Origin of the sequence: Donghicola sp., from assembly GCF_025210255.1 — a bacterium.
Classification (GTDB): Bacteria; Pseudomonadota; Alphaproteobacteria; order Rhodobacterales; family Rhodobacteraceae; genus Donghicola; species Donghicola eburneus.
This window is the reverse complement of the sequence record NZ_JAOARZ010000037.1, coordinates 100491-125171: the sequence shown is the minus strand read 5'-3', so window position 1 is coordinate 125171 and position 24681 is coordinate 100491. Positions and strand designations below refer to the sequence as shown.

General features: G+C 58.7%; 23 protein-coding genes. 8 read left to right on the top strand and 15 right to left on the bottom strand.

The features are described 5' to 3' along the window. Window positions 1-7: 7 nt before the first annotated feature. From N4A58_RS17365 to N4A58_RS17345, 5 genes are all read left to right on the top strand, one after another. Complete coding sequence (locus tag N4A58_RS17365; RefSeq protein ID WP_072708393.1) at window positions 8-319, top strand: rod-binding protein; 312 nt, start codon at window positions 8-10, stop codon at window positions 317-319. Next, window positions 319-4440, top strand: a complete 4122-nt coding sequence (locus tag N4A58_RS17360; RefSeq protein WP_293711889.1) for a flagellar basal body protein — start codon at window positions 319-321, stop codon at window positions 4438-4440. The genes N4A58_RS17365 and N4A58_RS17360 overlap by 1 nt, the downstream gene beginning before the upstream one ends. A gap of 7 nt (window positions 4441-4447) precedes the next feature. After that, on the top strand, window positions 4448-5692 hold the full coding sequence (gene flgL / locus N4A58_RS17355; protein ID WP_293711887.1) for a flagellar hook-associated protein FlgL: 1245 nt from the start codon (window positions 4448-4450) through the stop codon (window positions 5690-5692). A gap of 32 nt (window positions 5693-5724) precedes the next feature. After that, complete coding sequence (locus N4A58_RS17350) at window positions 5725-6537, top strand: lytic transglycosylase domain-containing protein (protein WP_293711885.1); 813 nt, start codon at window positions 5725-5727, stop codon at window positions 6535-6537. A 153-nt stretch (window positions 6538-6690) separates the two neighbouring features. Beyond that, window positions 6691-7785 (top strand): sigma-54-dependent Fis family transcriptional regulator, encoded by a 1095-nt coding sequence (locus N4A58_RS17345; RefSeq protein ID WP_293711883.1) that lies wholly within the window; start codon window positions 6691-6693, stop codon window positions 7783-7785. Window positions 7786-7857: 72 nt separating this feature from the next. On the opposite strand, the gene fliD is transcribed toward N4A58_RS17345, so the two are convergent. From fliD to N4A58_RS17330, 3 genes are read right to left on the bottom strand one after another with little or no spacing between them, the layout of a single operon-like run. Beyond that, window positions 7858-9513, bottom strand: coding sequence for a flagellar filament capping protein FliD (gene fliD, locus N4A58_RS17340; protein ID WP_072708384.1), 1656 nt, complete (start codon window positions 9511-9513; stop codon window positions 7858-7860). A 50-nt stretch (window positions 9514-9563) separates the two neighbouring features. Beyond that, window positions 9564-10754 (bottom strand): flagellar motor protein MotB, encoded by a 1191-nt coding sequence (locus N4A58_RS17335; RefSeq protein ID WP_293711880.1) that lies wholly within the window; start codon window positions 10752-10754, stop codon window positions 9564-9566. A gap of 30 nt (window positions 10755-10784) precedes the next feature. Then, complete coding sequence (locus tag N4A58_RS17330) at window positions 10785-11549, bottom strand: MotA/TolQ/ExbB proton channel family protein (protein ID WP_072708380.1); 765 nt, start codon at window positions 11547-11549, stop codon at window positions 10785-10787. Window positions 11550-11788: 239 nt separating this feature from the next. Here N4A58_RS17330 and N4A58_RS17325 point away from each other — a divergent pair, with 239 nt between their 5' ends. Both N4A58_RS17325 and rpoN read left to right on the top strand, forming a co-directional pair. Then, window positions 11789-13255, top strand: coding sequence for a flagellin (locus N4A58_RS17325; RefSeq protein WP_293711877.1), 1467 nt, complete (start codon window positions 11789-11791; stop codon window positions 13253-13255). Window positions 13256-13444: 189 nt separating this feature from the next. Next, window positions 13445-14761 carry an RNA polymerase factor sigma-54 gene (gene rpoN, locus N4A58_RS17320; protein ID WP_293711875.1) on the top strand — a complete coding sequence of 439 codons (1317 nt, stop codon included), beginning with the start codon at window positions 13445-13447 and terminating at the stop codon, window positions 14759-14761. A gap of 141 nt (window positions 14762-14902) precedes the next feature. Here the strand turns inward: rpoN and N4A58_RS17315 are convergent, their stop codons facing one another. Together N4A58_RS17315 and N4A58_RS17310 are read right to left on the bottom strand one after the other, a co-directional pair. Continuing rightward, a complete protein-coding gene (locus N4A58_RS17315) occupies window positions 14903-15625 on the bottom strand; it encodes a PDZ domain-containing protein (protein WP_293711874.1) in 723 nt (240 codons plus the stop codon). Continuing rightward, window positions 15622-16386: a hypothetical protein gene (locus tag N4A58_RS17310; RefSeq protein ID WP_293711872.1), complete on the bottom strand. Its 765-nt coding sequence runs from the start codon at window positions 16384-16386 to the stop codon at window positions 15622-15624. Before N4A58_RS17310 ends, N4A58_RS17315 begins: the two co-directional genes overlap by 4 nt. Before the next feature lie 175 nt (window positions 16387-16561). Between N4A58_RS17310 and N4A58_RS17305 the strand changes: the two genes are divergently transcribed. Then, window positions 16562-17122 carry a hypothetical protein gene (locus N4A58_RS17305; RefSeq protein WP_293711870.1) on the top strand — a complete coding sequence of 187 codons (561 nt, stop codon included), beginning with the start codon at window positions 16562-16564 and terminating at the stop codon, window positions 17120-17122. A gap of 38 nt (window positions 17123-17160) precedes the next feature. Here the strand turns inward: N4A58_RS17305 and N4A58_RS17300 are convergent, their stop codons facing one another. The 10 genes from N4A58_RS17300 to N4A58_RS17255 form a co-directional block, all read right to left on the bottom strand. Then, entirely contained in the window at window positions 17161-17364 is a 204-nt protein-coding gene (locus tag N4A58_RS17300) for a hypothetical protein (RefSeq protein ID WP_293711869.1), read from the bottom strand. A gap of 1 nt (window position 17365) precedes the next feature. Continuing rightward, window positions 17366-18514: a flagellar biosynthesis protein FlhB gene (gene flhB, locus N4A58_RS17295; RefSeq protein ID WP_293711867.1), complete on the bottom strand. Its 1149-nt coding sequence runs from the start codon at window positions 18512-18514 to the stop codon at window positions 17366-17368. After that, window positions 18507-19331, bottom strand: coding sequence for a flagellar biosynthetic protein FliR (gene fliR / locus N4A58_RS17290; RefSeq protein WP_293711865.1), 825 nt, complete (start codon window positions 19329-19331; stop codon window positions 18507-18509). The genes flhB and fliR overlap by 8 nt, the downstream gene beginning before the upstream one ends. After that, entirely contained in the window at window positions 19331-19597 is a 267-nt protein-coding gene (gene fliQ / locus N4A58_RS17285; RefSeq protein WP_072708363.1) for a flagellar biosynthesis protein FliQ, read from the bottom strand. Before fliQ ends, fliR begins: the two co-directional genes overlap by 1 nt. Before the next feature lie 3 nt (window positions 19598-19600). Next, window positions 19601-20344 carry a flagellar type III secretion system pore protein FliP gene (fliP, locus tag N4A58_RS17280; RefSeq protein WP_293711863.1) on the bottom strand — a complete coding sequence of 248 codons (744 nt, stop codon included), beginning with the start codon at window positions 20342-20344 and terminating at the stop codon, window positions 19601-19603. Beyond that, entirely contained in the window at window positions 20341-20619 is a 279-nt protein-coding gene (locus N4A58_RS17275; RefSeq protein WP_293711861.1) for a flagellar assembly protein FliO, read from the bottom strand. The genes fliP and N4A58_RS17275 overlap by 4 nt, the downstream gene beginning before the upstream one ends. 151 nt (window positions 20620-20770) lie before the next feature. Beyond that, window positions 20771-21064 carry a flagellar motor switch protein FliN gene (fliN, locus tag N4A58_RS17270; RefSeq protein WP_293711859.1) on the bottom strand — a complete coding sequence of 98 codons (294 nt, stop codon included), beginning with the start codon at window positions 21062-21064 and terminating at the stop codon, window positions 20771-20773. After that, window positions 21061-22068 (bottom strand): flagellar motor switch protein FliM, encoded by a 1008-nt coding sequence (fliM, locus tag N4A58_RS17265; RefSeq protein WP_293711857.1) that lies wholly within the window; start codon window positions 22066-22068, stop codon window positions 21061-21063. The genes fliN and fliM overlap by 4 nt, the downstream gene beginning before the upstream one ends. A 13-nt stretch (window positions 22069-22081) precedes the next feature. After that, window positions 22082-22678: a flagellar basal body-associated protein FliL gene (gene fliL, locus N4A58_RS17260; RefSeq protein ID WP_293711856.1), complete on the bottom strand. Its 597-nt coding sequence runs from the start codon at window positions 22676-22678 to the stop codon at window positions 22082-22084. Between the two features lie 11 nt (window positions 22679-22689). Then, window positions 22690-24639 carry a flagellar hook-length control protein FliK gene (locus N4A58_RS17255; RefSeq protein ID WP_293711855.1) on the bottom strand — a complete coding sequence of 650 codons (1950 nt, stop codon included), beginning with the start codon at window positions 24637-24639 and terminating at the stop codon, window positions 22690-22692. Window positions 24640-24681: the final 42 nt, after the last annotated feature.

Below are 24681 nucleotides of genomic sequence, written 5' to 3'. Positions count from 1 at the left end.
GACAGCCATGATAGACGCGACCAAAGCATCCGATCTGCGCATGTACTCTGCGACGACGAACGTCACGTCGGCCAGCACCAAGCATCAGCAGCTTAAGGAAGCGACACAAGCGTTCGAAGCTCTGTTCATGCAGCAGGTGATGAAAACCGCCCGCGAAACCAGCTTGGGCGAAGACCTACTTGGGGGCTCGTCGGTCGATACGATGCAGAGCCTCTTGGATGAAAAGATGACCCAGATCGGTGCCAGCCATACAGGCCTCGGGATTGGCGCCGCCCTCTATAAACAATTCGCGCAGTTCGTCCCCGGAGGCGATAAATAATGAGCGGCATCATGGATATCGGCCGCAGTGGCTTGCGCGCGGCGCAAGCGAAACTGCAGGTCACCAGTGAAAATATCGCGAACGCAGATACCGAAGGGTACCACCGGCGCATTGCCGTCTCCGAGGAAATCGGCGGCGGCAAAATGAGTCCGATCCATTCGGGCACACAGTCGCAAGGTGTGGACATCAGCGAGATTAAGCGCGCCTTCAACAGCATTCTGGCCGAGCGCGTGCGCACAGCCTCTGGTGCTGTCGAAGTACAAGAAGCGGCGCTGACGCCGATGAACTTCCTCGAGGCACGTTTGACCCCGCAGGATGGCGGCGTTTTGGAAATGATGGACACCTTCTTTGACGGGATTGCCAGTGTTGCCGGTGACCCCGTTGACGAAGGTTTGCGCCAGATCATGATCGACACGGCGAACTCCTTTGTTGAAGGGGTGAAATCGCTGGCAAAAGACATGGAGAATATGGTCGCGACCACGACCGAAGACGCGGCGCTGCAGATTGATCAGGCAAACCTGATGCTGAAGGAGTTGGGCGAGTTGCAGCAAAAGGTTGCTGTGACGCAGGATACCGCGGCTCTGAACCCGCTGTTTGATCGCCGTGACAAGCTGCTGACCGATCTGGCCAAGATCAACGATATTCACGTCGATATCGACGACTTCAACATGATGACCCTGTCTTGGGGCAAGACCAAGGGCGGTGTCGTTCTGATTGAGGGCGATTACGTGTCTCAGCTGGAACAGGTCAACATCGACCGCGTTCGTATTATCCCCCAAGATCCTGACGAGACCTCTCAGAGCCGCGCGGTCTCGGGTGGATCACTCTTTGGTTTGTCGACTGCCGTTGGCGTTATCAACTCTGCCCTGACCGATACGAACGACTGGGCCAAGGCAATCGCGGACCAAATGAATTCGATCCACAGCGAAGGCATCGATCTGGACGGTGCGCCTGGTGGCGACATGTTCTCGATGGAAGGCTGGAAGGTCCAGAACTCGATCGTAAACCGTGGCACAGGCACTGCCGAAGTGACCGTGACCGATCCGACTGTTATGCTCGAAGGGCCACTGGATCTGGTCCGCGACCATCTGGCGGGCGTCTGGCGGGCCTATGATTCCGGCGGAACGGAGCTAGGCAATGGTAACAATCAGATCACGCTGCCCGGCATGGTCATCAGCTTTGCGGGCAAGCCTCAGAACGGTGACCGGATTGATCTGACCCGCCGCGAAGGCAATGCGGCTGACCTAGCATTCCTGATCAAGAAGCCATCGCACATTGCCAGCGCGGCGCCTTCGACTGTGACTGCGAATTCTGCCAATCAGGGCGATGCCAAGATAGTCGTGGCCAGCTCTGTGGCCGAAGTCACGAGCGTGGGGCAGATGTCTGCGCTGACCGCGCCTGACGCGCTAAATGCGGCAGAGTTCCTGTCCGCCGGCGTCGTCGGTGTGATCCCCGAGGGCACCGATACCTTTACGCTGGCCTCGCTGGACCGTCAGGCCAGCCTGAGCTTTGCCAGTGGTGGCGCGACCATTTCTGCGATGAACGTGGTGATCGACGGGGTTCCCCATGACTTCACCGCGTCCGGACCGCTGACTGAAGCGGACTTCATCAGCCAGATCAATGACGGCACCATCCTAAATGATGATGGCGAAGCACTCAGCAACTTGGGCGGCCGACTGGCCACAAATGGCACCGAGGTGATGTTGGACGTGGCTGGCGCGTCGACCAGCGTGACCGCGACTCTGACCACAGGCGCCGGCGCCGTGGCTGGCACGATCCTGTCCGATCCCGAAAAGGCCGCAGATCTGGCCGTGTTCACCCGTGACGGTCTGCAGATCGCAGGCGCGCCCATGGACCCTGCCGAGGCCGAAGCTTTCTTGACCGAGGCCAACGGGTTCTTGCCTGGCGCGACCTACCGCATGGCCGACCTGAACAATCCCGAGGGCTATCGCGGCATTACGATGGAGCAGTCCAGCGCCATCGGGAACTACGTTGCCACCATGCGCGAGACCCAAGGGCTGCAGGCTTGGACCACATACTCTACCGCTCCGATCACGCCGGCGGTTACGCTGGATGTGAACGCGTTGCAGGGTGGGTTCATCGACGTGCCCGCAGGCACGAGCGCGCAGCAGATGGCCAGCCTTGTCGCGGCAGAGGTCGATGCGACCGTCTCGGCACGCACGGACATCACGCTGGATTTCCCCGATGACGGCAAAGTTCGGTTCAAAATTCAGGGCGACAACGTCACGCCCTTCCAGATCGACGCGGACGTCTATGGCGGCGACGTGACCGAACTCGCGCAAGCGATCAACCTTGCCAGCCCCTCAACTGGGGTAAAGGCACAGATCGACCCGTCCGCGGGCCGACTGGTGCTAACCAGCGACACTGGCGCAGACATCAACCTTTCGCTCTTCACCCACAGCACCGGCGGTTCAATGGTGGTGGACAAGGTGGACGAGTTCGGAAACTCGTTGGGTCTGGGCACAGTGTCGCTGGGCGCATCGGGTCTTGATAACCTCAAGGCTGTCGGCACTGTCTCGGTTGCGGCGCAGGATGACTTCAGCGTGTCCGAAGGGGCGCTGTCGATCGGCGCCGAAGCGGATCCGTTCAACGGTGGCCGAGCAACCCGTGAAATTCAGGACGCAGGTGCAACGCAGGTCATGCGTTTCTCGTATGATGCGGCGCTGGACGGCCCCTCGGATGACGGTTTGTCCCAGACGGCGGCGTCTGCGTTCTACACGCTGAACATCGACGATCCGGTGGCGGGCACCATCAGCGCGACGTTTGATCCCGCTGAATTTGGCGCGATGGATGACATTGATGCGGCCTACGGTATGGCGTCCGCGTTGCGCGAAGGGTCGCCCTCCAGCCGTCTGACCGGCGAAGCGATCGGCACCATCCCAGCCGAAGGCACTATGATGCGCGTGTCCTTGGGCGACCAGACCTACGCCATCTCGATGGATGACGGCGCACCCAAAGTCACCGGCCCCGAAGAAGGCCGCCTGAACGCCTATTTCGACGCCTCGAACCAGCTCGTGATCGAGACAGCAGATGGCGCGCTGAATGGCGCGATGCTGGCCGTGGCTGCGAACCCCGGGGACGCGGCGGCCTTTGGTATGGGCGCGTCCAACACCATCTCGAACGAAGCCATTGGCGGCGAGATCAACATCCAGACCCTCGCTGCAGGCGGGCATTCCCTGAACTTCAGCCATGGTGGCACCAGCTATACCATGAACGTGACCAATGGCGGGGCAGGGGCGATCTCTGTCAGCGCGGGCGGTTTCCCCGGCGGTGTTGCATATGACGCGGCCACTCAGCGGATCACCATCACGCCCCCCGCAGGCACCGGAGAGATTGAAATTCCCCCGCAGGCAGGCGCCGAGGAACTGGGTTTCCGGACCTCGAACACCTCGCTACTGGTGACGTCGGATGGCGCGCTAGAACTGCACGCGACCGACAACCGTATTCTGGACGTGACGGGCCAGATGCAATCCTCTGGTCGTCGTTTGACGCTGAGCAACTTGCCGAACGAGCAGTTGATCGTGGCCATGGGCTCGAACGGCGCCACCAAGCTGGCGGCAGATGTGACGCCGCGTCTGGACGCGCAGGCCGACCGTCCGGTCGAAATCCGCATTCTAGATGGCGATAACGCCCTGATCGGGCTGTATGACGCAGAGACCGGCGACGAGATCGCACAGCGTACGCTGGACGCCAATGGCAATGCGCAGATCGGCCGCTACAGCGTGACCCTGTCCAAGGGCTACCAGACCGGCGACATGTTCTCGATCGACCCGTCTCAGCCAGACTACGCGGACTCGCGTACGGTTGAGCGTCTGGCCGACCTGCAGATGCGGAATACGGACACCGGACTGGGTGGCTTTACCGCCATCTTCAACGAGATGGTGACTGACGTCGGCGGCAAGGTCGCAGGCGCTGAATCCAGAAAAGAAACAGCAAATTCGCTTTTGGAAAGCGCAATGGCTGCAGAAGCGCGAGTCAGTGCCGTTGATCTAGATACAGAGGCGGCAAACCTGATTTCGCAACAACAGGCCTATCAGGCCAACGCTCAGGTGATCTCGGTGGCTCGGTCCCTGTTTGACACCCTGCTGAACGCGCTGTGAGGATAGTATGACACTCGGAACCTCTCTTTTTCAGGTGCTGAACGCGCGGGCGTTCAATCGTCTGGATACCAAGATCGCAGGTCTGCAAGAGGACATCTCTCGCGGGACCGAAGACCCGCGGTCTTCGGCGGACGCGGTACGCGCACAGCGTTTGTCGGTCGCCAAAGAGCAGAAAGACATGCTGGACCGGTTCGAGGGCAACCTGATCATCGCGGAAAAACGGCTGTCACTGACCGACGACACGCTCGGCGATACGATCGACATCCTGCAATATCTGCGCACCATCTCGGTCCGCGCGGCGGACGCCAACGTGACCCCAGATGAGCGTACTGCACTGGTGCTGGAAGTCCGCGAATACCGCGAGGCGCTGATCTCTCAGGCGAACCTGCGGGATGACACGGGCCGCCCACTGTTCGGTGGTTTTATGGGGCGCGGCGATCCGTTCGTAGATACGGATGAGGGTGTGAAATACATCGGCGATGGCGGGAAGCACACCTTGCGCGTGTCCGAAAGCGCGAGCGTTGCGACCGGCGTGGACGGGAACGAAACCTTCATGGCTGTGCCCACACGTTCTGGCGAAATTCGCAGTATGTTCGAGATCGTCGATGACTTTATTTTCGCGCTCAAGAACAACGAAACGCTGCATGACAACATCCAGACCGACACCTCAATGGAGATGCATCTGACGTCGACACAGGGCAAATCCAACTGGTCGTTTACTTTGGGCGAGGGCGCCGCAGCCGTGACGATCAATGCAGAGCTGGTCAACGGTCAGCCTGCGCCTGCGATTGCGGCAATTAACAAAGTCAGCTCGCAAACTGGCGTTACAGCTGCATTTAGCGAAGACGGCAAAGGCATGGTCTTGTCCGGCCCTTCCGGCGTGAATTTGAGCGCGCTCAAGGTTGATCCCGCCAAGGTTGGTGAGTTGGCCAAAGTGACTGTGGATGGCGACATCATGCGGATGGTTGCGCCCGGGCGTACCAAGACCGGAATGATTGATGACGTGACCTCGCTGTCTTCGCACATCGCAAACATGCGGGCGGTTGTCGGTTCGCAGGGGCAATCCGTGGACCGCTATCAGGCTCTGGTCATCGACCGCCGCGTGATCATGGACGAGGCGATCAGCGGCCTGCAGGATTTGGACATCGCCGAAGCGATCACCAAGGTGCAGTCCCTGATGACGACCCGCAGTGCATCCCAGTCGAGCTACGTGAAAATCAGTCAGTCGTCGCTTTTCGACTACTTGCGCTAGGCAACTGGCCCGCCCCTTGCAAAAGGGGCGGTATGACATTGCGCATTTCTTTCCCCAAGACAGGTGCCCTCCTCTTGGCTGCTTTTCTGGCGGCCTTTGGGGCGGGCTCTGCTGTGGCCCGCACGCCAAGTTGCGAGGCTTTTGCGCTGCGCGCGGAAAAGGATGCAGGCATTCCCACCTATCTTCTAGCATCGATCTCGCGCACGGAAACCGGCCACACCCGCCGTGGACGCGGCTTTGGCGCATGGCCGTGGACCCTGAATATCAAGGGCAAGGGCTATTACTACGACACTAAAGACGAAGCGATTGCTGCAATGCGGCAGGCCATGAGCGAAGGACTGACCAGTATCGATGTCGGCTGCATGCAGGTGAACTACCGTTGGCACGGAGAGGCATTTTCATCGCTTGAGGATATGTTCGACCCAGCTTCGAATACGGCCTATGCGGCGCGCTTTCTGACGACGCTTAAGGATAGGTATGGCGGCTGGGACGAGGCTGTGAAACATTACCATTCGTCCACCGATAGCCTTGGAAATAAGTACCTGAAGAAGGTTCAGACGGCCTTCAGCGCCTTTAGCAAAGACGGCTTCCCAACCGAGCAAGTCACTTTGGCCTCCGCTCCGATCACAGAATCGGGAACGCGCCGGATGCGAACTGAATTGGGCGATTTAACTGGATATGTCGGCAAACTGAATCTTCCAGCCGGCAATCTGCCGGAAATGCCACAATCTCGCCCCAAAGCGATTCCCCCAAAGGTTTTTGATTTCGACCGCTCCGTGAGCGGCCGTGAGGATGCGCAGGCCCTAATTGCCTCTCTTAAGGCGAGCCATGGGATAGGTTTCTAGAAAGTCGCTACCTTTGCAGAATAGTCACCGGACCTATAGATTTTTAAAACTATCCCTTTGGCGATCTAAAAAAACCAATGAGCAGCTATGAGCCCCACCGAAGGAGTCGGTAAGTTCAGGGTGTAAGTCGAACTTAGACCAAAGGCCCGTACCATGACCCAGATTTGGCAAACCGCAGTCAGTGATGTGGACACCAAGAAAATCTCGGTTCTGGATCGTATCTTGATCGGTCGTTCCGCTGCGATGCAGCAACTCAAGCAAGTCCTTTCCGTGGTTGCACCCACCGAAGCGCCCGTGATGGTGCAGGGCGAAACCGGCGTGGGCAAAGAACTGGTCTGCGAGGCACTGCACAAAGCGTCGGGTCGCTCTGGTGATCTGGTCGCTGTGAACTGTGCGGCCATTCCTGCAGACCTGTTGGAGTCGGAGCTGTTCGGCCATGAAAAGGGTGCCTTCACAGGTGCGGATCAGCGCCGCATTGGCCGGATTGAACAGGCACAGGGGGGCACTCTGTTCCTAGACGAAATCGGGGATATGCCGCTGGCGTTGCAGGCCAAGTTGTTGCGTGTTCTGGAAACCCGCCGCATTCAGCGTGTTGGTGGCCGAGGCGAGATTGAGGTTGATTTCCGTCTGGTGACAGCGACGCACCGCGCTTTGGCGTCGGATGCCGAGGCAGGCCGCTTCCGTTCGGACCTTTACTTCCGCATCAACGTGTTTCCCGTCAGCGTGCCGTCTTTGTCCCAGCGCACCGATGATATCCCGCTGATCCTAGAGGCGATGATTGGTCGCCAGCAGGACCGCAACCCCGACGCGATGCCTCCGCACTTTAACCAAGGTGCCTTGCGTGCTCTATCTGCGCACTCGTGGCCGGGCAACGTGCGCGAACTGCGCAACATGTTCGAACGTGCCGCAGTTCTGTTTGCTGGCCGCGTTGTCACCGCAGAGGCTGTGCAAAATGTTCTGCTGCCCTCGCAAGGGATGACCAGCGTTCCGGCAGAACCCGTGACCATGCAGCCCACCATCATTGCAGGCGACGATCAGGATGCCATTCGCACCATCCTAGAAGCCGAAGGCAGCGTGGACATGCGGAGCTACCTGCGTGACATCGAAGAGCGCTTGATCGACGCGGCGCTGCGTAAAAATGGCGGGTGCGTCAGCCAAGCAGCGCGTACCCTGCGTCTGCAGCGCACCACCCTGATCGAAAAGATGAAAAAGCTGTCGATCACCCGTGAAGCGGTGATGATGAACTAAGTCCATCCTTTGCGCTAAAAGACAAAGGCCGCCTCTTTCGGGCGGCCTCCTTTTTTGTGGCAAGCGCAAGCTTTAGTCCTGAGCGTTCCAGGCATCGACCAGGCTGGTCAGATAGTCGCCTGTTGAGTTCAACTGCGTGACGATCATCTCCATCTGCGTGAAGCGGGTCAGATAGTAGCTTTTGCGGGCATCCGCGTCGGAGTCCAGATCTTCGAGCTCGATGGAAGCATCTGTGATCTGGTCGGCAAAGACGTCTTCGCGGCGGGCGAGGGTACCGTTGTTCGAAAGCCAATCCTCGATCTGCTTGCCTGCAGCAGAAGTAAAGCTGCGCCCGAAGTCGAACGTCGCCGTCTCGATTGCGGCCTCCATTGTGATTGTCAGGCCCTTGAGGGGACCGATATTCATCACGTAGGTCGTCATGCCGTCATCATCCGTGCCCTTGTTGGACATGTTGATGCCGTCAATAGAGGCTTCGCCTGTGATCGGGTCGCGGGTCACGGTATAACGCCCCGCCGCCGCCGAGGCCGACGGATCGCCCGACACAGTCACGCCCGCTGTATTGGATTTGACCCCGTCTCGCATGATGGCTTCGAAAATCTCTGGGTTCTCTTCCATCGCCTTTTCGAGCACGTTCATATCGAGCGAAAGCGAGCCATCCCGTTCCGTCCGGACGCCGATGTCAGCCAGATAGAGCGGTCGGTCGCCAAAGCCCTCGATGCCATTGGCAATCAGGGATTCCATCTGACGCTGCAGTGTGCTGATCGCAGGATCGCCTGCCAGATCACCTTTTTCCGAGCCGTTGAAACCGCGGCTGCCCAACTCGTCGACGAGTCTGATCGAAGTGTTGAAGGCATCCACCAGATTCTGCATCGCGGATTTCGCAGCTTCGGTATCGACGGCCACGGTCACCGTTGCAGGCACGCCAGTGTACCCCGCGATATTAAAGCTGACGCCAGGGATGACGTCGTCGACCTCGTTCGAGGCGCGGGTGATCGCGATGCCGTTGACCGTGAATTTTGCGTTCGAGGCGGCTTGCATCTGCACGTCTTCGACCTGATCCGTCATGTCGAGCGCTGCCAAAGATGTACCAGTGGTCGCTGCAGCGTCGTCGACGGCTGTAATGCGGATCGCGTTGTTCAGACCATAGTCAGCTAGCACACCCAATGAGAAGGTTCCGTCACCGATATCAATGACTTGGGCTGCAGTGCCCTCTAGGGCGGTCAGCTGTTCGGCCAAGTCTGATAGGGTCATGCCCTCGGTGATATTGATGGTCTCTGCGGTGCGCGCTGCATCGGCGGTAAAGGCTGAAGGCGTTGCGTCATCCCATGCGCCGAACTCGATTGTCAGCGTGCCAGCTTTCAGCTCTTCGGTCAGGCCCGTAAAGCCACCAAACGCCAGAACCTGCGGCTGCGCCATCTGCTCGACCTCGATTGTGGTCGTGCCAGGGCGCAGCTGGTCGGCCTGCTCTGCTGTCAGAACGATGGCGGCGCTGTCGCTGCTGATCGCCGTGGCGGATGCAGACGCAGCGTTTTCCACCGACCCTTGCAGGGCGGTGAACTGCGACTTGAGTCGATCAATCGCAGTCATCGAAAGCTCGGCAGAGTCAGAGCGATCCTGCACGATCGATTTCTTCACAGAATATTCTGCGTTCGTCAGATCTTCGGCGAGCTGGGTGATGTTCAGCCCGGACCCGCCGGTGTTCAGAGTACTTATGATGTCGGTGACCATGCTGCACCCTCCTGACCTTCTTTACGGCTCAACGGCCAAAAGGATTAGGCCTAGTACTTGATTTCGATTTCGATACGGCGGTTTTGTTCGCGGCCTTCGGCAGTGGAGTTGTCCGCAATCGGGTCGGTTTCGCCTTTGGACACGGCTGTCATGCGCGAGGCATCAATCAGGCCGGAGTTCGCAATTTCACGTACGACACTCGAGGCACGGGCCGAAGCAAGACCAAGGTTGTCGCGGAATTCGGAGCCTGCGCCCACGGGCACGTCATCGGTATGACCCGTGACCACGATCTCGCTGCTGTCCTGCATGGACTCAAAGGCGATGCGCGACATGATCTCTTGGGCCTGCGCGGTCAGATCTGCCGTGCCAGAGGGGAAGGCCCCGCCTGCACCCACAGTGACTTTGACCTTGCCGTCTTCTTGTTCGACGGTCACGAGGCCTTCGCCGATCTCTTGACGCAGAGCGACGGTCAGTTCAGCCGCGGCCAGTTCGGCTTTGCGCTGGGTCTCGCCGTCAGAGGCGCCTCCGGTCCCGTCACCGCTATCGGTGCCTTGCTGTCCGGTGCCGCTGGCCATGTCGGCCATTTGCCGCAGATCATCGGCCAAACCGCCAAGGCTGACGTCGTCAGGGCTCGCGCCGGTCTGTGCGGCCGCCTGTTCAACGGCATCAGCCGCTTCGTTCAACTGCTGGGCCAGCTGTTCGGACGACTGTGCCTGTTCGTTGAAGTTCAGTTTCACTTCACCGTTTTCGACTTCGGCTTGAACTGCGCCGGACTGCAAAGCTTCGGACAGGGCTTCGGCCAATTCCTGCATGGCTTTTTCCTGAGCCTGCGCCTGTTCATCCCCCTGACCGCTGGCACCATCGCCCTCGGTCTCATCGGGTTTAGTCTCGAGCTGTTTCTTCTCGGTCTCGGTCGTTTCTTGTTTGATCTCGTCGATTACAGACATGTCGGGCGACGGACTAAATTCAAGTTTAAGGACGGTTGTGCCTTTGGGCTGTTCGATTACGGGGACTTGTTTCTGCACACCAAAGCTGTTCTTCAAACTGCCCGCGATCATTTTGAACTTGGGCTGGTTGAACTCAGCAAATGACAGAATAAGAACGAAGAACGCCATAAGAAGCGTCGCCATGTCCGCAAATGTTGCCATCCACGCCGGAGCACCCACGGGGGGGCACTTTGGGCAATCCTCGGATTTGGGTTCTTCGACCGGGATCGGGAGAGGGATGGGTTTCTTTGCCATAGGTCCGTTTCTCTATTGCGCCAGATTGGATCAGGCGGCGTCTTCGAATTTGGCTTGGGCTTTGGGCGCGAGGTTCGAGACCAGATTGTCCTGCACGTTACGGCCGGATTCACCACGCGCGATGTTGCGCAGGCCTTCGATCACCATCTCGCGGTAAGCGATCTCGTCCGAGGTGTAGCCCTCAAGCTTGGTGTTCATGGGTCCGAACAGAACGTTCGCGATGAACGCACCATATAGAGTGGTCAACAGGGCCACCGCCATCGCGGGGCCAATCGCCTTGGGGTCGGCCATGTTCCCAAGCATCTGCACCAGACCGATTAGTGTGCCGATCATGCCCATTGCAGGCGCAATATCGACCCAAGCCTTTAGAACGCCCTGTGCCGATTCATGGCGGGCTTTCATCGAGGTGATCTCTTGGTTCAGCATTTTGGCCATCTTGTGCTCGTCTGCACCGTCGACCAGCATCTGCAGCCCCTTTTCAAAGAACTTGTCGGGGACCTCCTGACCTTCGAGCGCCATCATGCCGTCTTTACGGGCCATGTTAGACAGCTCGACCATCTTTTCGATCAGTTCTTCAGGCTTGGGGGCCTTGGGCATGAAGGCTTTGGCCATTGCGCCAAAGCTGCCCAGAAACACGCCCATGGGCGCGGTATACATAACAGCAAAGAAGGCGCCGCCGAAAACGATCAGAATAGAGGGCACGTCGATGAACGGCCCAACGCCGCCCGCCGAGATCATAGCACCCACGATCATGCCGATGGCGCCGATGAAGCCGATAATAGTTGCGAGATCCATGTCCGGTAGCTCCAAAACAGTGTCGTCCTGTAATGTGCAAACGGCATGCCATGCGCGCGTTATATACCAGAGACAAATAGGGCGATCGGGGCCCTTTTGGTGAATCGTAATGGATTCAACGCCTTGTGGATAAATCGCGGAGCCCCGAAAAAAAACCTTAAACAAATTTGGCCGAGCCGCCGTTCCAATAACCAGACGCCGAGGGGCGCACACAAACACCGAACACAGGAGACGGCACAATGGCCATCATCAACACGAACATTGGCGCAATCAATGCTCAGGCTAGCTTGAGCCGCGTAAACAACACCATGGAAACCTCGATGGAGCGTCTGTCGACCGGTATGCGGATCAACTCTGCAAAGGACGACTCGGCGGGCATGGCCATCGCAGAAAAGATGACCTCGCAGATCATGGGTCTGAACCAAGCGGTCCGCAACGCGAACGATGGTAAGAACCTGCTGGACACCACCGAAGGCGCCCAGGTCGAAGTCTCCTCCATGCTGCAGCGTCTGCGCGAACTTGCTGTTCAATCGTCGAACGACACCAACACCGCAAGCGACCGTGGTAACATCGCTGCAGAAGGTTCGCAGCTGATCACCGAAGTTAACCGCGTCGCAACCGACACCACCTTCAACGGTATGAAGATCCTCGACGGTTCGTTCACCGGCAAGCAGCTGCAGATCGGTGCGGACACCGGCCAGTCGATCGAAGTTAACGTGGACAGCGTCCACTCGACCGAAATCGGTGCGCACACCTTCAGCACCTCGATCAAGAGCAACGCGGACGCAACCGACAACGGTATCGCAGCGGAAAACATCTCGGTGACTGGCCACACTGGTACAGAAACCATCGCAGTTGCAGCAAACGCATCGGCGAAAGATCTGGCCGCAGCAGTAAACAAAGTCTCGGCTTCGACCGGTGTTGACGCTTCGGCAGAAACCAACGCTGAAATCTCGCTGAGTGCAGCTGGTAACGTGAGCTTCGCCGTAAACGGCACCGACATCGGCACCGTTGCTGTGACCGACGCTTCTGACCTGACCGGTCTGCGCGACGCGATCAACAACAAATCCGGTACCACCGGTGTGACCGCGAAAATGGGCGACGACAACAGCACCATTATTCTGACCGACAAAACTGGCGACGACATCTCGATCTCGGGCTTCGAAGACCAGCAGACCACGCCTGCATCGGCCATGACTGTGACCGCACTGGAGCGTGACGGTACTTCGGACAACGCGTCGCAGACTCTGCTTGCTGACGGTACCGCTGGTGATGCGACTGTTGCCGGTCAGGTTGAGTTCACTTCGATGAAGACTTTCTCGGTCTCGGGTGAGAACGGTGGCGCGGACGTCGACTTCTTGGACGCAGACTCGAACACCTCGACTCTGGAAAAAGTGTCGGACATCGATCTGACCACTGCCGAGGGCGCGTCGAAGGCGATCAAGGTTCTGGACGTTGCTCTGTCCAAAGTCTCGCAGTCTCGCTCTGACCTTGGTGCGGTTTCCAACCGTCTGGACAGCACCATCTCGAACCTGACCAACATCACCACCAACGTCGAGGCAGCACGTAGCCAGATCCAGGACGCCGATTTCGCGAAAGAATCGTCTGACCTGGCACGCGGCAAAATCCTGTCGCAGGCGGCAACTTCGATGCTGGCTCAGGCCAACGCTTCGAACCAGAACGTCCTGTCGCTGCTCCGCGGCTGACGTAAAATTGACAGCCAAAAGAGAGTCCGGCGCCCCCGCGCCGGACTTTTTTGTTTGAAATCAGGGATTAACAATTTTTTTCATTTTTTTGCTAAAATATCCGAAAGGATCACCGTTAGGTGTCAAATAAGCTGCCTTGCGAGAATCTCTCACTGGGGCCCTAATTGGGTCATTCCAGGAGGGAACGACATGCAACTCAGCTACACTCAACAACTCGGCCAGCGTCAGTCACTTGTAATGACAGCTCAGCTTCAGCAAGCGATCTGCCTGCTTCAGCTTAGCAACACTGACTTACAGTCCTACATTGAATCCGAGGCGGAAGAGAATCCGTTTGTTGAAGTTGCGCGTCCCACCAGCGACCGTCTGCGTGAACCCGCTCTGTCGAAGCGCTCTGCTTCTGACTACGACGACGTAACCGCCCGTGCCGCTGACCACGCTCCCTCCCTCTATGGTCATGTAGCTGCACAGTTCGATCTGATGTTCGACACCCCCCGCGATCGCGTGGTTGCCGAATGTTTCCTCGAAGCCATCGAACCCAGCGGTTGGCTGGGCGAGAGCCTGGAAGACATCGCGTTCCGTGCTGCAATCACCATGGAAGAAGCCGAAGAGATGCTGGCCCGCGTTCAGCAAGTGGACCCCGCCGGTCTCTTTGCTCGCAGCCTGGCCGAGTGTCTGACCCTGCAAGCGGCAGACAAGAATATGCTGACCCCGATCATGTCGGGCATCTTGTCGAACCTGCCCAAGCTGGCGGCCGCTGACCTGAATGGTCTGTCCCGCGCTTGCGGTTGCTCGATGGAAGAGTTGCGCAATGAGCTGAAAGAAGTGCGCCGCCTGAACCCCAAGCCCGGTGCTGATTTCATCTACGGTGATATCGCTCAGCGCGAGCCCGATCTGATCGTGTCCAAAGGCGAAGAAGGCTGGCTGGTTGACCTGAACCGCTCGACCCTGCCGGCGGTTGTCGTGGACGAAGCCAAGGCCGAAACCGTGACCCGCGACAAGACCGCAACCGAATTCGTCGGTGAGCGTCTGAGCCTGGCGCGCTGGCTGCGCCGCGCGGTTGAACACCGTAACCAGACTATCCTGTTGGTGGGCGCGGAAATCGTGCGCCGTCAGGCAGCCTTCCTTGAGCATGGTCCTGCGCACATCGTGCCGATGACCCTCAAAGACGTGGCCGAAGCGGTTGGCGTTCATGAAAGCACCGTGAGCCGCGTGACCACCGGCATGTTGATCGTGACCCCGCAGGGCACCTTTGGTCTGAAGACTTTCTTCAGCACTGCGCTGTCGACTGATGGCGACGAAGCATCGTCTTCGGCTGCAATCCGTCACCGCGTTCAGCAGCTGGTCAAAGACGAAGATCCCTCGAAGCCCCTGAGCGACGATGCGATTGCGAAAATCATCACGGAAGAGGGCACCCATCTGGCGCGCCGCACTGTCGCGAAATACCGCGAAATGCTGAAAATCCCCTCGTCCTTCCAGCGCAAGCGCCGCGCGAAACTGGCCAACTAAGTCGGTTAATCCCTCGTCCGACGCAAATCAGACCGCTCCGGCGGTCTTTTTTGTGTCCGCAGGATCGATACGCACAGAGCGATATATGGGGGCTCGGGATGTCTGGGGGCTCAGACTGTAGAAACGGACAGGCCGAGGAGCTTAGAGCCCCTCGGCCTCGGTCATATCGGGTTCTTCTTGGACAGGTTCGTAAACGAACCGCATCTCGGGGAACTCGCGCTTCATGTACTGATGAACGCGCTGTTCATTCTTGGCGGCGATCACCTGAAGCAATGTCATCCCGCGCTCAATCCGGTCGCGGCGAAAGAACTCTGGCGCCGTATTCCAGAAATAGGACCACGCCAACGCTTGCGTCAGAACCATCACCCAGATGCCGATAGGCAGCGTGACGATGATCGTCGCGATCCATATGGCCAGTGGCGTCCACAGGCGCATCTGCGCATACCACAACGGTGTTAGCGCGATAGCCAGTGTCGAGGGCCTCTGCGTCTGGATGTCGTAGTTGCCGTTGGCATCCTGATAGACTTCCCAGTTGATCAGACCATCGGGCAGGATGCGTTTCGCCTTCTTCTCGGCTTCTTCTGCATCGTATTCGCGGCCCTCTTTCCATTGCCCTAGATTGGGGGTGTTTGATAGGACTACGAACTTTCGCTTGTCCCGTAAAAAGGTCAGCGCGATTGTAGGCGTGCCTCGCCCGAACCGGTCGCGCAGATCCTGAGTGGTGCCATCAAAGGGCAATCCGTTCACGGCGATCAATTCGTCGCCGACCTTTAGGCCCAGTGCAATGGATCCCACCTCGAGAGAGGCCAGAGCCAGATGCCTGCCTTTTCGGTCATTCTCGGTGTCGGTGGTGTCGTCTGTCATGGGTATGAGAAGGGATTAGGTTCTGCTTTGGGTGCGGGTTTCGACGTCGTCTTGCGGGTCGTGGTGGTCCGCGGCTTGGGCGTGGGTTTTGCGGTGGTCGCTGGCTTGGACGCGGTGTTTGCAGCCGGTGGGGTGCTGGTCACTGCAGCGGCGATCATCTTGCTGAGTGCGAGTTGCAGGTCAGAGATTCCGGCCTTCATCGCCTCGACTGTCGTTTGTGTGCCCGCATCTACCCGTTCGGTCAGAGTCGTGGCAATTTGGGATTGCAGATTTCCGGCAGTGTCAGAATAGTTGCCAAGCTGAGATGCCATTTGTTCTGACATCTGGGTCAGTTCAGCCATGACCAAATCACGGTTTTCGTTGCTCAGACCTTCTAGTTTGGCCATGCGTTCGCTCAGGCCCGCGACGGCATCAAGCTGACCGTTCAACTCTGTCACGCTCTCTTGGAAGATGGCCAGAGCCTCGATCTGCGTGGCGCTGGTGCGGCGCATTTCGGCGAGCGTTTTGAAATAAACCAGTCCACCCAAAGCGATAGATACTCCTGCTCCGACCAAGAGGCCGATCATCATGGGGCGCAAACGTGCGCCAAAGCGGTCGAGACGGGCTGCGGCGGCAGAGGTTTCGCTCTGGAGCCGAGAGACCTCGGAAGCGGCGTCGTTGGCAGCTTCGGCCGCCTCCAACGCTAGTTTGATGGCTTCCTGAAGTTCAGTGGTTTCGCTGTTTTCTGTCTCGGTCGCGTCCGAGGCGGTCTTCTTGTTCATGGTGGCTCCTGACGGCTGAGGGGACCCTTTGGAGCATAGGAATGCATGTTCCATGCCATCCGCGGCCGGGCCTGCGCGCTAAAGATTTCCTGTCCGGGGCCGTTATCAGATTCAGAACTTAGCCCCTGATGTCACTCATGGGGTCTTCCTGACCGTTTATTCGAAAGAGGCACAGATGTCGCAAACCGCAGGCACGACTGGAAACGCTGACGAAGCTGGCGCATTCGTCTCTATGGAAAACTTGCAGCCGTTCGCCAAAATCGTTTTCGGGGATGGCGCGCACGAAGTGGCCCGCTGCGGCGACGGCGCGACCTTGGCCTATCGCCCCGAGGGATTTTCTGGCGAATGGACTTCGCTGGGCATGCAACTCGAAGAGGGCTGGCCCCGCATCGGCGGCGGTATCATCCTGAGCCAGAGCAATGCCCTAGAGCGTTTCGTGCGCACGCACGTGGTCAAGATCGAAGAACATCGCGACGATGGCGCGGTTGAGTACAAACTCGAGGACGTGGCTTGGCTGATCCGCGAGACTGACGATCCCAACCTGGTCGAGATCCGTGTTGGCTCTGGTGCGTGGACTACGGTGAAGATCAAAGAAATCTCGATGGAGAAAGAGAAAGACCGCGCAGTGGCTGCGCTGGTCAAAGTTTCGCCCGATCTCGAGATGGAAGTGTCCGCAGATATGGTTGGCTGGGCCGAACGTCTCGGTGCGGGTGCGCAGATCATGCCCGTGCTCTGAGGCGCTCGGCAAGAAATTGTTTCAAGTGGCGCGGCAGGTTACTGACCGCGCCATCTTTGTACCAAGTCCGCGATGCGGAAGCGCAGGGCCGCGGCCAAACACATGGCAGCCGAGGCCCATATTGCCGCAGCGCGCAGCCCCTCGGCCTGCATCGCCTGATCCGCAAGAGCGACTGATACTCCCGCAAAGCTGATGGTCGAGATCAGGGTTCCAACACTCTGTTTATGCTTTTTTATACGCATCTCAGGCGGTCTCCTCTGGTCGGCCATGTTCGTCGAGGCGCAGTTCCTTGGGAATCTCCAGATTGGGCATTTCGGTCGGCATGTCGTGGTCCAGTCGGTAGACGTGCGCCAGAATGGCCGCCACAGCCACGAACAGGGACTCAGGGATCATCTGTCCGATCTGGCCGGTGAAGTAGAGCGCACGAGCCAAGGGCGGCGCTTGCACGGTGGTGACGCGGGCAGCGGCGGCACGCTCCATGATCCGGTGTGCCATTGCGCCTTTGCCCATCGCAAGAACGACTGGGGCGTCGGCCTGTTCAGGGTCATAGCGCAGGGCAATCGCAAAGTGCGTCGGGTTGGTGATCACGGCTGTGGCGTTTGGCACGTCGTCCAACGCTTTGGCCCGTGTTGCCCCTTGTGACGCTTCCATCTGACGGCGGCGGATCGCGCCCTTGAGCTCGGGCGAGCCTTCGGTCTGCTTGAATTCGTCCTTCAGTTCTTGACGGGACATCTTCAGGCTCTTGTTCAGGCTGTAAATCTGGTAACCCAGATCGACGGCGCCGATGATCAGCAATCCGACGATGAGCGCGCTGAGAAGTTTGATCACGCCCGATTGAAACAGTCCGATCGAGGTGCCAACCGGCATGGTGTACATCAGATCCATCTCGGGGATCATAGACATCACGACGCCGTAAGCAGCCCCGCCAAGCAAGCCGACCTTCATAAGTGCCTTGCCCAGTTCGACCAGCGATTTCATCGAAACCATGCGCTTCAGACCCTTGAGCGGGTCCATTTTGTCAGGCTTGAACGCCATCGCCTTGGGGGCCCAGTTTAGTCCGCCCATGGCCCCTTGGACTGCAATGGTCAGTACCAACATGGGGATACCGATGGCCATGCCGATCAGAAACAGGGCGATAATGGATTCCTTGAGCCGCGACAGGATGATCGTGTCCAATTGCTCTGTGCTGTCCCAGCGCAACCAGCTGGCCCAAGTGCCAGACAGGGTCTCGCCGAACATGCCGGCAACCATGACAATGCCCATCGCGGACACGATGCTAAAGAGAACGAACACCTCTTTGGAAGTGACAATTTTGCCGTCTTCTTTCGCCTGTTCTTTTCGTTTCGGCGTTGGGTCTTCTGTCTTTTCCTGACCGTCGTCACCTTCAGCCATTCGCCATCTCCCGGAACATGTGTTCCATCAGTTCGAGCGAGGATCCAAGGACCCATTCGCATGCCTTGCCCAGAACAGGGGCGCCGAAAAACAGAAGAACCACAGTCATCGTCAGCGTCATCGGAAAGCCGAACGAAAAGATGTTCATCTGCGGGGCCGAACGGGTGATCACGCCGATCAGGACGTTCACCAAGAGCAGGACCGACACCACAGGCATCATCAGTTGGACGCTGAAGTTGAACATATAGCTAACAGCTTCTTTGCCAGCCGCCAATAACGGGCCAGCATTCATAGGGCCACCGGGCGGAAGCAAGGTGTAGCTGTCAATCAGGATATTCAGAGCGATCAGGTGCCCATCCACGGCGACAAAGGTCGCCAGCATGAACAGGCTAAAAAGTTGCGAGACCACAGGAACGCTGGTGCCAGACGCGGGGTCGATCTGCGCAGCAAAGCCCAGACCCGCCGTGGCTGCGATCCGGTCACCGGCCACCGACGCGGAGCCAAAGATGATCGACAGAACCAATCCAGCGGCAAGGCCGATGGTCAACTCTGTCAGGATCATAGGAACAGCGGTGAGAGTGACCAGCTGATCGACCGGAGGCATCGGGACGCTGTTGACCACCGGCAGGGTCAGGATCACCGACATCATGATCCGCACAGGCAGCATGATGTAACGCGCGGCGAAAAACGGTGCGGACAAGATGAACGCGCCGATCCGCAGCATTCCAAAGGCATACTGAACAGCATAGCTCAGCAGTTCTGCCAGTTCGAGGCCGGGAATGCCCGAGTCATAGTTGAAGGCCGGTGGTTGCAGCATCAGTTGATGGTCGCGATGGTTTCGAAGATCAGGGCGAAATAGTCAGACATCACGCGCAGCATGAAGCCGGACATCAGGGCCATCGAGATCAGGACAATGGCCAGTTTGGGGACAAAGCTGAGCGTCGCTTCGTTGATCGAGGTTGCGGCTTGCAGGACCCCGACCATCAGACCGACGGCCAGTGCGATGCCCAGAACAGGCCCCGCAGTCAGTAGGATGTTCCAGTAGGCGATTTGCAGGTGCTCTATATTTGCGTCGAAATCCATCGGTTAGCTCCCCATAAAGCTAGAGGCCAGCGACCCCATCATCAGGGCCCATCCGTCCACTAGAACGAAGAGCAAGAGTTTGAACGGCAGCGAGACCAGCATCGGCGACAGCATCATCATACCCAGCGCCATCAGGATCGAGGCGATCACCATGTCGATGACAAGGAACGGTAGGAAGATCAGGAAACCGATCTGGAACGCGGTTTTCAGTTCGGACGTAATGTAAGCGGGCAGCAGGATTGACAGGGGCACATCTTCGTTCGCCTCGAACGGCGCGGCATTTGCGAGTTCGGCGAACATCATCAGGTCGTTCTGGCGGGTATTCCCCAGCATGTAGCCTGTGATGATGGTGCGGCCTTGCTCTAGTGCGACCGGAGCAGCCAGTTCGCCGTCCAGATAGGGTGCAATCGAGGTGTCGTAGAGCTCGGTCAGCATGGGCTGCATGACAAAGAAGCTGAGGAACAGCGCAATCGACACCAGTACTTGGTTCGGCGGCGTTTGCTGGGTGCCCAAGGCCTGACGCAGGATCGACAGCACGATAATGATGCGGGTGAACGCGCTCATCCCGAACACGATCGAGGGCAGGACGGTCAGCGCCGTCATCAGCGCCAGAATTTGCAGGGTCAACGAATAGGTGACTTCGCCATCTGCGCCCTCGAGTTGTAGGGCAGGCAGCCCTTGGGCCTGAGCGGCGCCCGACAGGGCAACCAGAGCAGCTGTGGCAGGCAGAGCATAACGGCGGATCATTCTGCCACCTCCGCACCAGCGGTTGCGGTCAGAGCCAGCATCTGTGCCTGTCCTTTGCGAGGCATAATCGCCAGAACGGAATGACCGTCTGCTTCGATCAGCAGTGCGCGCTCACCGTTTCCCAATGCGGTGCTTTCCCGCACGATCAGACGGCGTCCCGCAGTGGTCTTGCTGGCCAGTTTGGTCTTGTTCAATTGAACGACCAGCCATGCCAGACCCAAAACCCCCAGAAATGCGAGGACTGTGATGATCTGTTGTGTTTCCAGGATGTCCAAGGCTCTGCTCCAATTCCCGTGCATCTGTCAGGAATACGGGAGCAGGTTTCATGCCAAACGGGACAAAGCCCTCTTATCCAAACGATAGAGGGGCGCAGCGCAATAGTATGCACCGCGTCAGGTTTTCGGGATTTGGGGCCATGAGGCGCCCTTAGACAGAGGCCATCCGTGTTTCGGGATCGACAATTTCGCCAAAGCGAATGCCAAACCGTTCGCCGACCACGACGACTTCGCCTCGGGCGATGATGGTGCCGTTGACCAGAATATCCAGCGGATCGCCCGCCATCCGGTCCAGCTCGATGACAGAGCCTTCGTTCAGGCGCAGCAGATCCTGAATAGTGATTTCAGTGCGGCCGACTTCGACGGTCATGCGGACTTTGACGTTGGCCAGCATCCCGAGTTTGGCGTTGAGGTTGTCTGCGGCGGCAATCGGGTTATCGCTCATCCTGTCATCCTTTCCTTTTCTTGCTGCGGCACGGTGGCCACGCATTCGGTGATGCTGATTGCGGCTTTGCCGTTCACTTCACCAATATCACCGTTGAAGAAGTGCTGACCCTCGACCAACAGGCGCGGGGCGGGTTTGAGATCGACGGGCACGACTTTGCCCGGAGTTGGGTCTGTGATCGCGCGCAGTTGGACCTGCGGTTCGTCCAGATGGGCGGTAATCGTCAGCGGCACGTTCATGACGGCGCGTTCCAGACGGGCACGCCAGCTTAGGTCTTCGCCCACGATGTCGGACTGGCTGCGCGAGCGCAGTTGCGCGGCAATCGGCTTCAGCGTTTGCAGCGGATACAGGATATCCACGTCCGCCGGATCGCCGCCGGGCAGCTGCACAATGAATGAACACTTCACCACCTGTTCCTGACCATCAAGGAAGCTGGCGAACTGCAGGTTTTCCTCGTGAGCAGATCCCGTGAAATGCACCGGATACAGATCGCGCCACGCCATTTCCAGCGCACGGTTCAGGCCGCCAACGACCAGTTCGATGACCCTAAGTTCCGTCGCCGTGAATTCGCTGCGGTTCGTCGGAGGGGGTGTTTTCAGTTCGCCGCCGTAGTACACATTGGTCAGCAGCGACACGAAGCTGGGCTGCAGTACCACCATCTGAGTGCCGCGCAATTCGTCGATGCGGCTGATGGTCAGGCTGCTGAAGTTGTCCAACTCGTCGGTATAGTGATCATAGGCTTTGATCTCTGGGGGGAAGGATGAAATCCGCGGCTGCATCCGCAAGAACGGCAGAAAAACACTGCGCGCCAGACGGTTGAAGCGTTCGTTCACCATACGCAGGCCGTAGTAATCCCCCAGCGCCGAAACGTTGTCTTCGCCGAACTTATACGGTTTGGCCTGACTGGAGGCGTCATTGCTGTCGCCCGCGTCATCGTCCAGATTCTTGAGGCCGTCGACGAGCGCGGCGACCTCGAAGCTGGAAAGTTTTGTTGCCTTTGCCATCGCAGTGCGTCCTTTACTGCAACACGAACGAGGGGAAGAAGACGTTCTCGATCCCGCCAAAGCCTTCGAGCTGTTCGAGGCGGTTGTTCACGGCCTGCTTCATCGCGGCGGCCAGACGATCGCGGCCTTCCATGCCTGCGACGTCTTCTTCCGAAAAGCCGCTGATCACAGCCAGAAAGTCAGAGCGGATCGCCATTGCGTGTGTCTCCACGTTGGTGATGACGCTGGCGTCGTACTGGGTCGACATGCCGATCCCGACCTGCAGGAACCGGCGAGAGCCCTTGAGGTTCGTGGTCAGGGTGTCCGGGAATTCATAGTAGCTGGTCTGGAAGACGGGTGTTTCGGGGATGTCCTTGACCATTCTCTGGGGACCACCTTCGCCGTCCTCACCTTCACCTTCGCCGCTATCTTCGCCGCCGCTGCCGCCGCCTTCGCCGTTGGTGCGTTCGACCAGTCGCAGAACTTCTTCAGAAGGGGACATCTGCATGCCGGCGTAATAAATGCCGCCAGCAAAGCCGCCACCAAGGAACAGCAGGAACCCAAGGATCATGAGAATGATCTTGAGGATCTTGCCCTTCTTTTTGGGCGCATCTGTGTTTGCGTCACTCATGTTTTAATGCCTTATGCCTGTACATCGACCAGCCGGTTCGGATCTTTACGGGCAGTCATTGCCTCGGTCTGTTCGATACCGTTGGTGGCGTCACTCTGGTTGTTCTTTGCTTGGGTGGTGCCGTTCTGGCCGCCCTGATCGTTGCGGCCGTGATCACGACCGGTGCTGGCATTGTGGTTCGCCAGTTCGACACCCTGCTTGGCCAGAAGTTCGGCCAGCTTCTGCTGGTTGTCGTTAAATTGCTTGGCTGCTTCGGACGTCTCAGTCACGATCGAGATCGAGGCGGCGCCATCCCGCAGTTCCATGCGCAGCTGCACGCGGCCCATGTTTTCCGGGGTCAGTTGGATTTCCATCGCCTCGCCATCAGCGAGCGTCTCAAGGCCTATGGACTCGATCATATTCTCGGGCCATTCGGCTTGATCCATCGCCAGTTCGGCAGTTGCGACATCACGTGTGGCGGTTTCAAGCTGCTGGAACGCTTCGGGCGCGTTCGTCACCTGAACCTGAGGCGCAACTGCGGCCAAAGTTTGCTGCGGGGCGGCCGCCTGTTGGGGCAGCTCTACGGGCTTGGCAGCGACTTCGCTGAGTTCTGGGCCCGAATCTTTGGTGACAGCCTGCTGCATCGCCTGCTCAAAGCTTGAGGGCGCCGAGGCGACCTTGAGCTCTACGCCTTTGGATTTCGGAGTGTCTTCGGTCAGCGGGACATCTGCTTTCGCGGTCTTGCCTGCTTGCTGTGCTATGGGCTGCGCAGTCGTCTGCTGTGGGGTGCCTTGTGCCTGTGCTTTTGGTGCCTTGGACGCGTCAGCGGTCATTACGGGCGCTGCTTTGGACTGGCGTCCGGCAGGTTGCGCGCTGTCCGACTGACGCGCTGCAACTGGTGCGGCAACAGCTCCCCCAACGGTTGCGACTTTCAGCGCGGCATCGGTGGCGGGATCAGCAATGGCCTCTGCCTTTGCGCCCTCGGGCTGTGCGGCTTCAGACCCGGCGTCTTTTAGGCTCGCCTCGGGTTGCAGGGCCGCAATCTCGGGCGAAGCAATCTCCAGACTATCGGATTTCGCAGGCTCAGTGCCGTCGTTGGCCTTTGCCGCGATCTGCTCAACAGCTGCTGAGGCGGCTTGGCTCTCAGCCTGAGGCTTCGCAGCTTTCACGCCGACTTGAGCGCGCAGGGACAAGGATGCATGGGTCGTCACGGGCGAGTCGCCTTCTGCCGAGGTTGGTTCGCCTGCCTGCTGCAGGGTCAGCGCGGCAGCACTGGTTGTTGTGTTCAGCGCCTGCAGTTTTTCCTTGGCCTGAGGCTTCACAGGCGCAATCTCTCCGTCCAGCTGCGGTTCTGCCAGGGTAGCGGTTTCCTTGTCCGCGCCAAGCGCGGCCAGTTCAGGTGCTGTTGGCGCTTTGGCAGAGCCCTCTAACGCAGGCCTCAATCCCTCGATATTCAGAGAGGTCGCCTCGATGGCGTCCTGTGCCAGAGATGCGGGCTGCGCGACTTCAAGCGAGACCGTCTCTTGAATCTTTGCAGCGGCAGCGACGGTTTTTCCGCCGTCTGCCGTGCTCTTCACTGTCATTCTGGCAATCGCTGTGTCGCTGGCGGCCGCTTTGGTCGTCAGGCCGCCTTTGGGCAGGCGCGCCATCATGGGCAACACGTCTTCGGACACATTTGCATTTACGGCCTTCGCGGTAGACGAGGCTGCTTCTGCGGGTACTTTCGCTTTGGTTTGCGCGTCGGCAGGCGCCGCGTCAGAATTCGCGGCCTCCGCCTTTGCGGGGGTGCGGCCTTCGCCGCTCTGCTGGTCGGGGGTGTCCGTGGCAATCGCGGTCTGCGCCTTGGCAGGGGCATCTTCTTGGGCCTGCGCCATCACATTGCCGAACCCTGCACCGGACACAGCTTTGGCCGCCACAGGCTTGGCCTGTTGCGGGGTGTCCAGCTTGAGAAAGCTTTGCTCTGCGATCGTCAGCGGGGTCATAGCGATCCTTTCGGGGCAAATCGGAGGAGTTCAATCAGGACA

Coding starts and splice junctions, on each gene's coding strand:
- N4A58_RS17365 (WP_072708393.1), top strand. CDS start 8: ATGATAGACGCGACCAAAGCATCCGATCTGCGCATGTACTCTGCGACG.
- N4A58_RS17360 (WP_293711889.1), top strand. CDS start 319: ATGAGCGGCATCATGGATATCGGCCGCAGTGGCTTGCGCGCGGCGCAA.
- flgL (WP_293711887.1), top strand. CDS start 4,448: ATGACACTCGGAACCTCTCTTTTTCAGGTGCTGAACGCGCGGGCGTTC.
- N4A58_RS17350 (WP_293711885.1), top strand. CDS start 5,725: ATGACATTGCGCATTTCTTTCCCCAAGACAGGTGCCCTCCTCTTGGCT.
- N4A58_RS17345 (WP_293711883.1), top strand. CDS start 6,691: ATGACCCAGATTTGGCAAACCGCAGTCAGTGATGTGGACACCAAGAAA.
- fliD (WP_072708384.1), bottom strand. CDS start 9,513: ATGGTCACCGACATCATAAGTACTCTGAACACCGGCGGGTCCGGGCTG.
- N4A58_RS17335 (WP_293711880.1), bottom strand. CDS start 10,754: ATGGCAAAGAAACCCATCCCTCTCCCGATCCCGGTCGAAGAACCCAAA.
- N4A58_RS17330 (WP_072708380.1), bottom strand. CDS start 11,549: ATGGATCTCGCAACTATTATCGGCTTCATCGGCGCCATCGGCATGATC.
- N4A58_RS17325 (WP_293711877.1), top strand. CDS start 11,789: ATGGCCATCATCAACACGAACATTGGCGCAATCAATGCTCAGGCTAGC.
- rpoN (WP_293711875.1), top strand. CDS start 13,445: ATGCAACTCAGCTACACTCAACAACTCGGCCAGCGTCAGTCACTTGTA.
- N4A58_RS17315 (WP_293711874.1), bottom strand. CDS start 15,625: ATGACAGACGACACCACCGACACCGAGAATGACCGAAAAGGCAGGCAT.
- N4A58_RS17310 (WP_293711872.1), bottom strand. CDS start 16,386: ATGAACAAGAAGACCGCCTCGGACGCGACCGAGACAGAAAACAGCGAA.
- N4A58_RS17305 (WP_293711870.1), top strand. CDS start 16,562: ATGTCGCAAACCGCAGGCACGACTGGAAACGCTGACGAAGCTGGCGCA.
- N4A58_RS17300 (WP_293711869.1), bottom strand. CDS start 17,364: ATGCGTATAAAAAAGCATAAACAGAGTGTTGGAACCCTGATCTCGACC.
- flhB (WP_293711867.1), bottom strand. CDS start 18,514: ATGGCTGAAGGTGACGACGGTCAGGAAAAGACAGAAGACCCAACGCCG.
- fliR (WP_293711865.1), bottom strand. CDS start 19,331: ATGCTGCAACCACCGGCCTTCAACTATGACTCGGGCATTCCCGGCCTC.
- fliQ (WP_072708363.1), bottom strand. CDS start 19,597: ATGGATTTCGACGCAAATATAGAGCACCTGCAAATCGCCTACTGGAAC.
- fliP (WP_293711863.1), bottom strand. CDS start 20,344: ATGATCCGCCGTTATGCTCTGCCTGCCACAGCTGCTCTGGTTGCCCTG.
- fliN (WP_293711859.1), bottom strand. CDS start 21,064: ATGAGCGATAACCCGATTGCCGCCGCAGACAACCTCAACGCCAAACTC.
- fliM (WP_293711857.1), bottom strand. CDS start 22,068: ATGGCAAAGGCAACAAAACTTTCCAGCTTCGAGGTCGCCGCGCTCGTC.
- fliL (WP_293711856.1), bottom strand. CDS start 22,678: ATGAGTGACGCAAACACAGATGCGCCCAAAAAGAAGGGCAAGATCCTC.
- N4A58_RS17255 (WP_293711855.1), bottom strand. CDS start 24,639: ATGACCCCGCTGACGATCGCAGAGCAAAGCTTTCTCAAGCTGGACACC.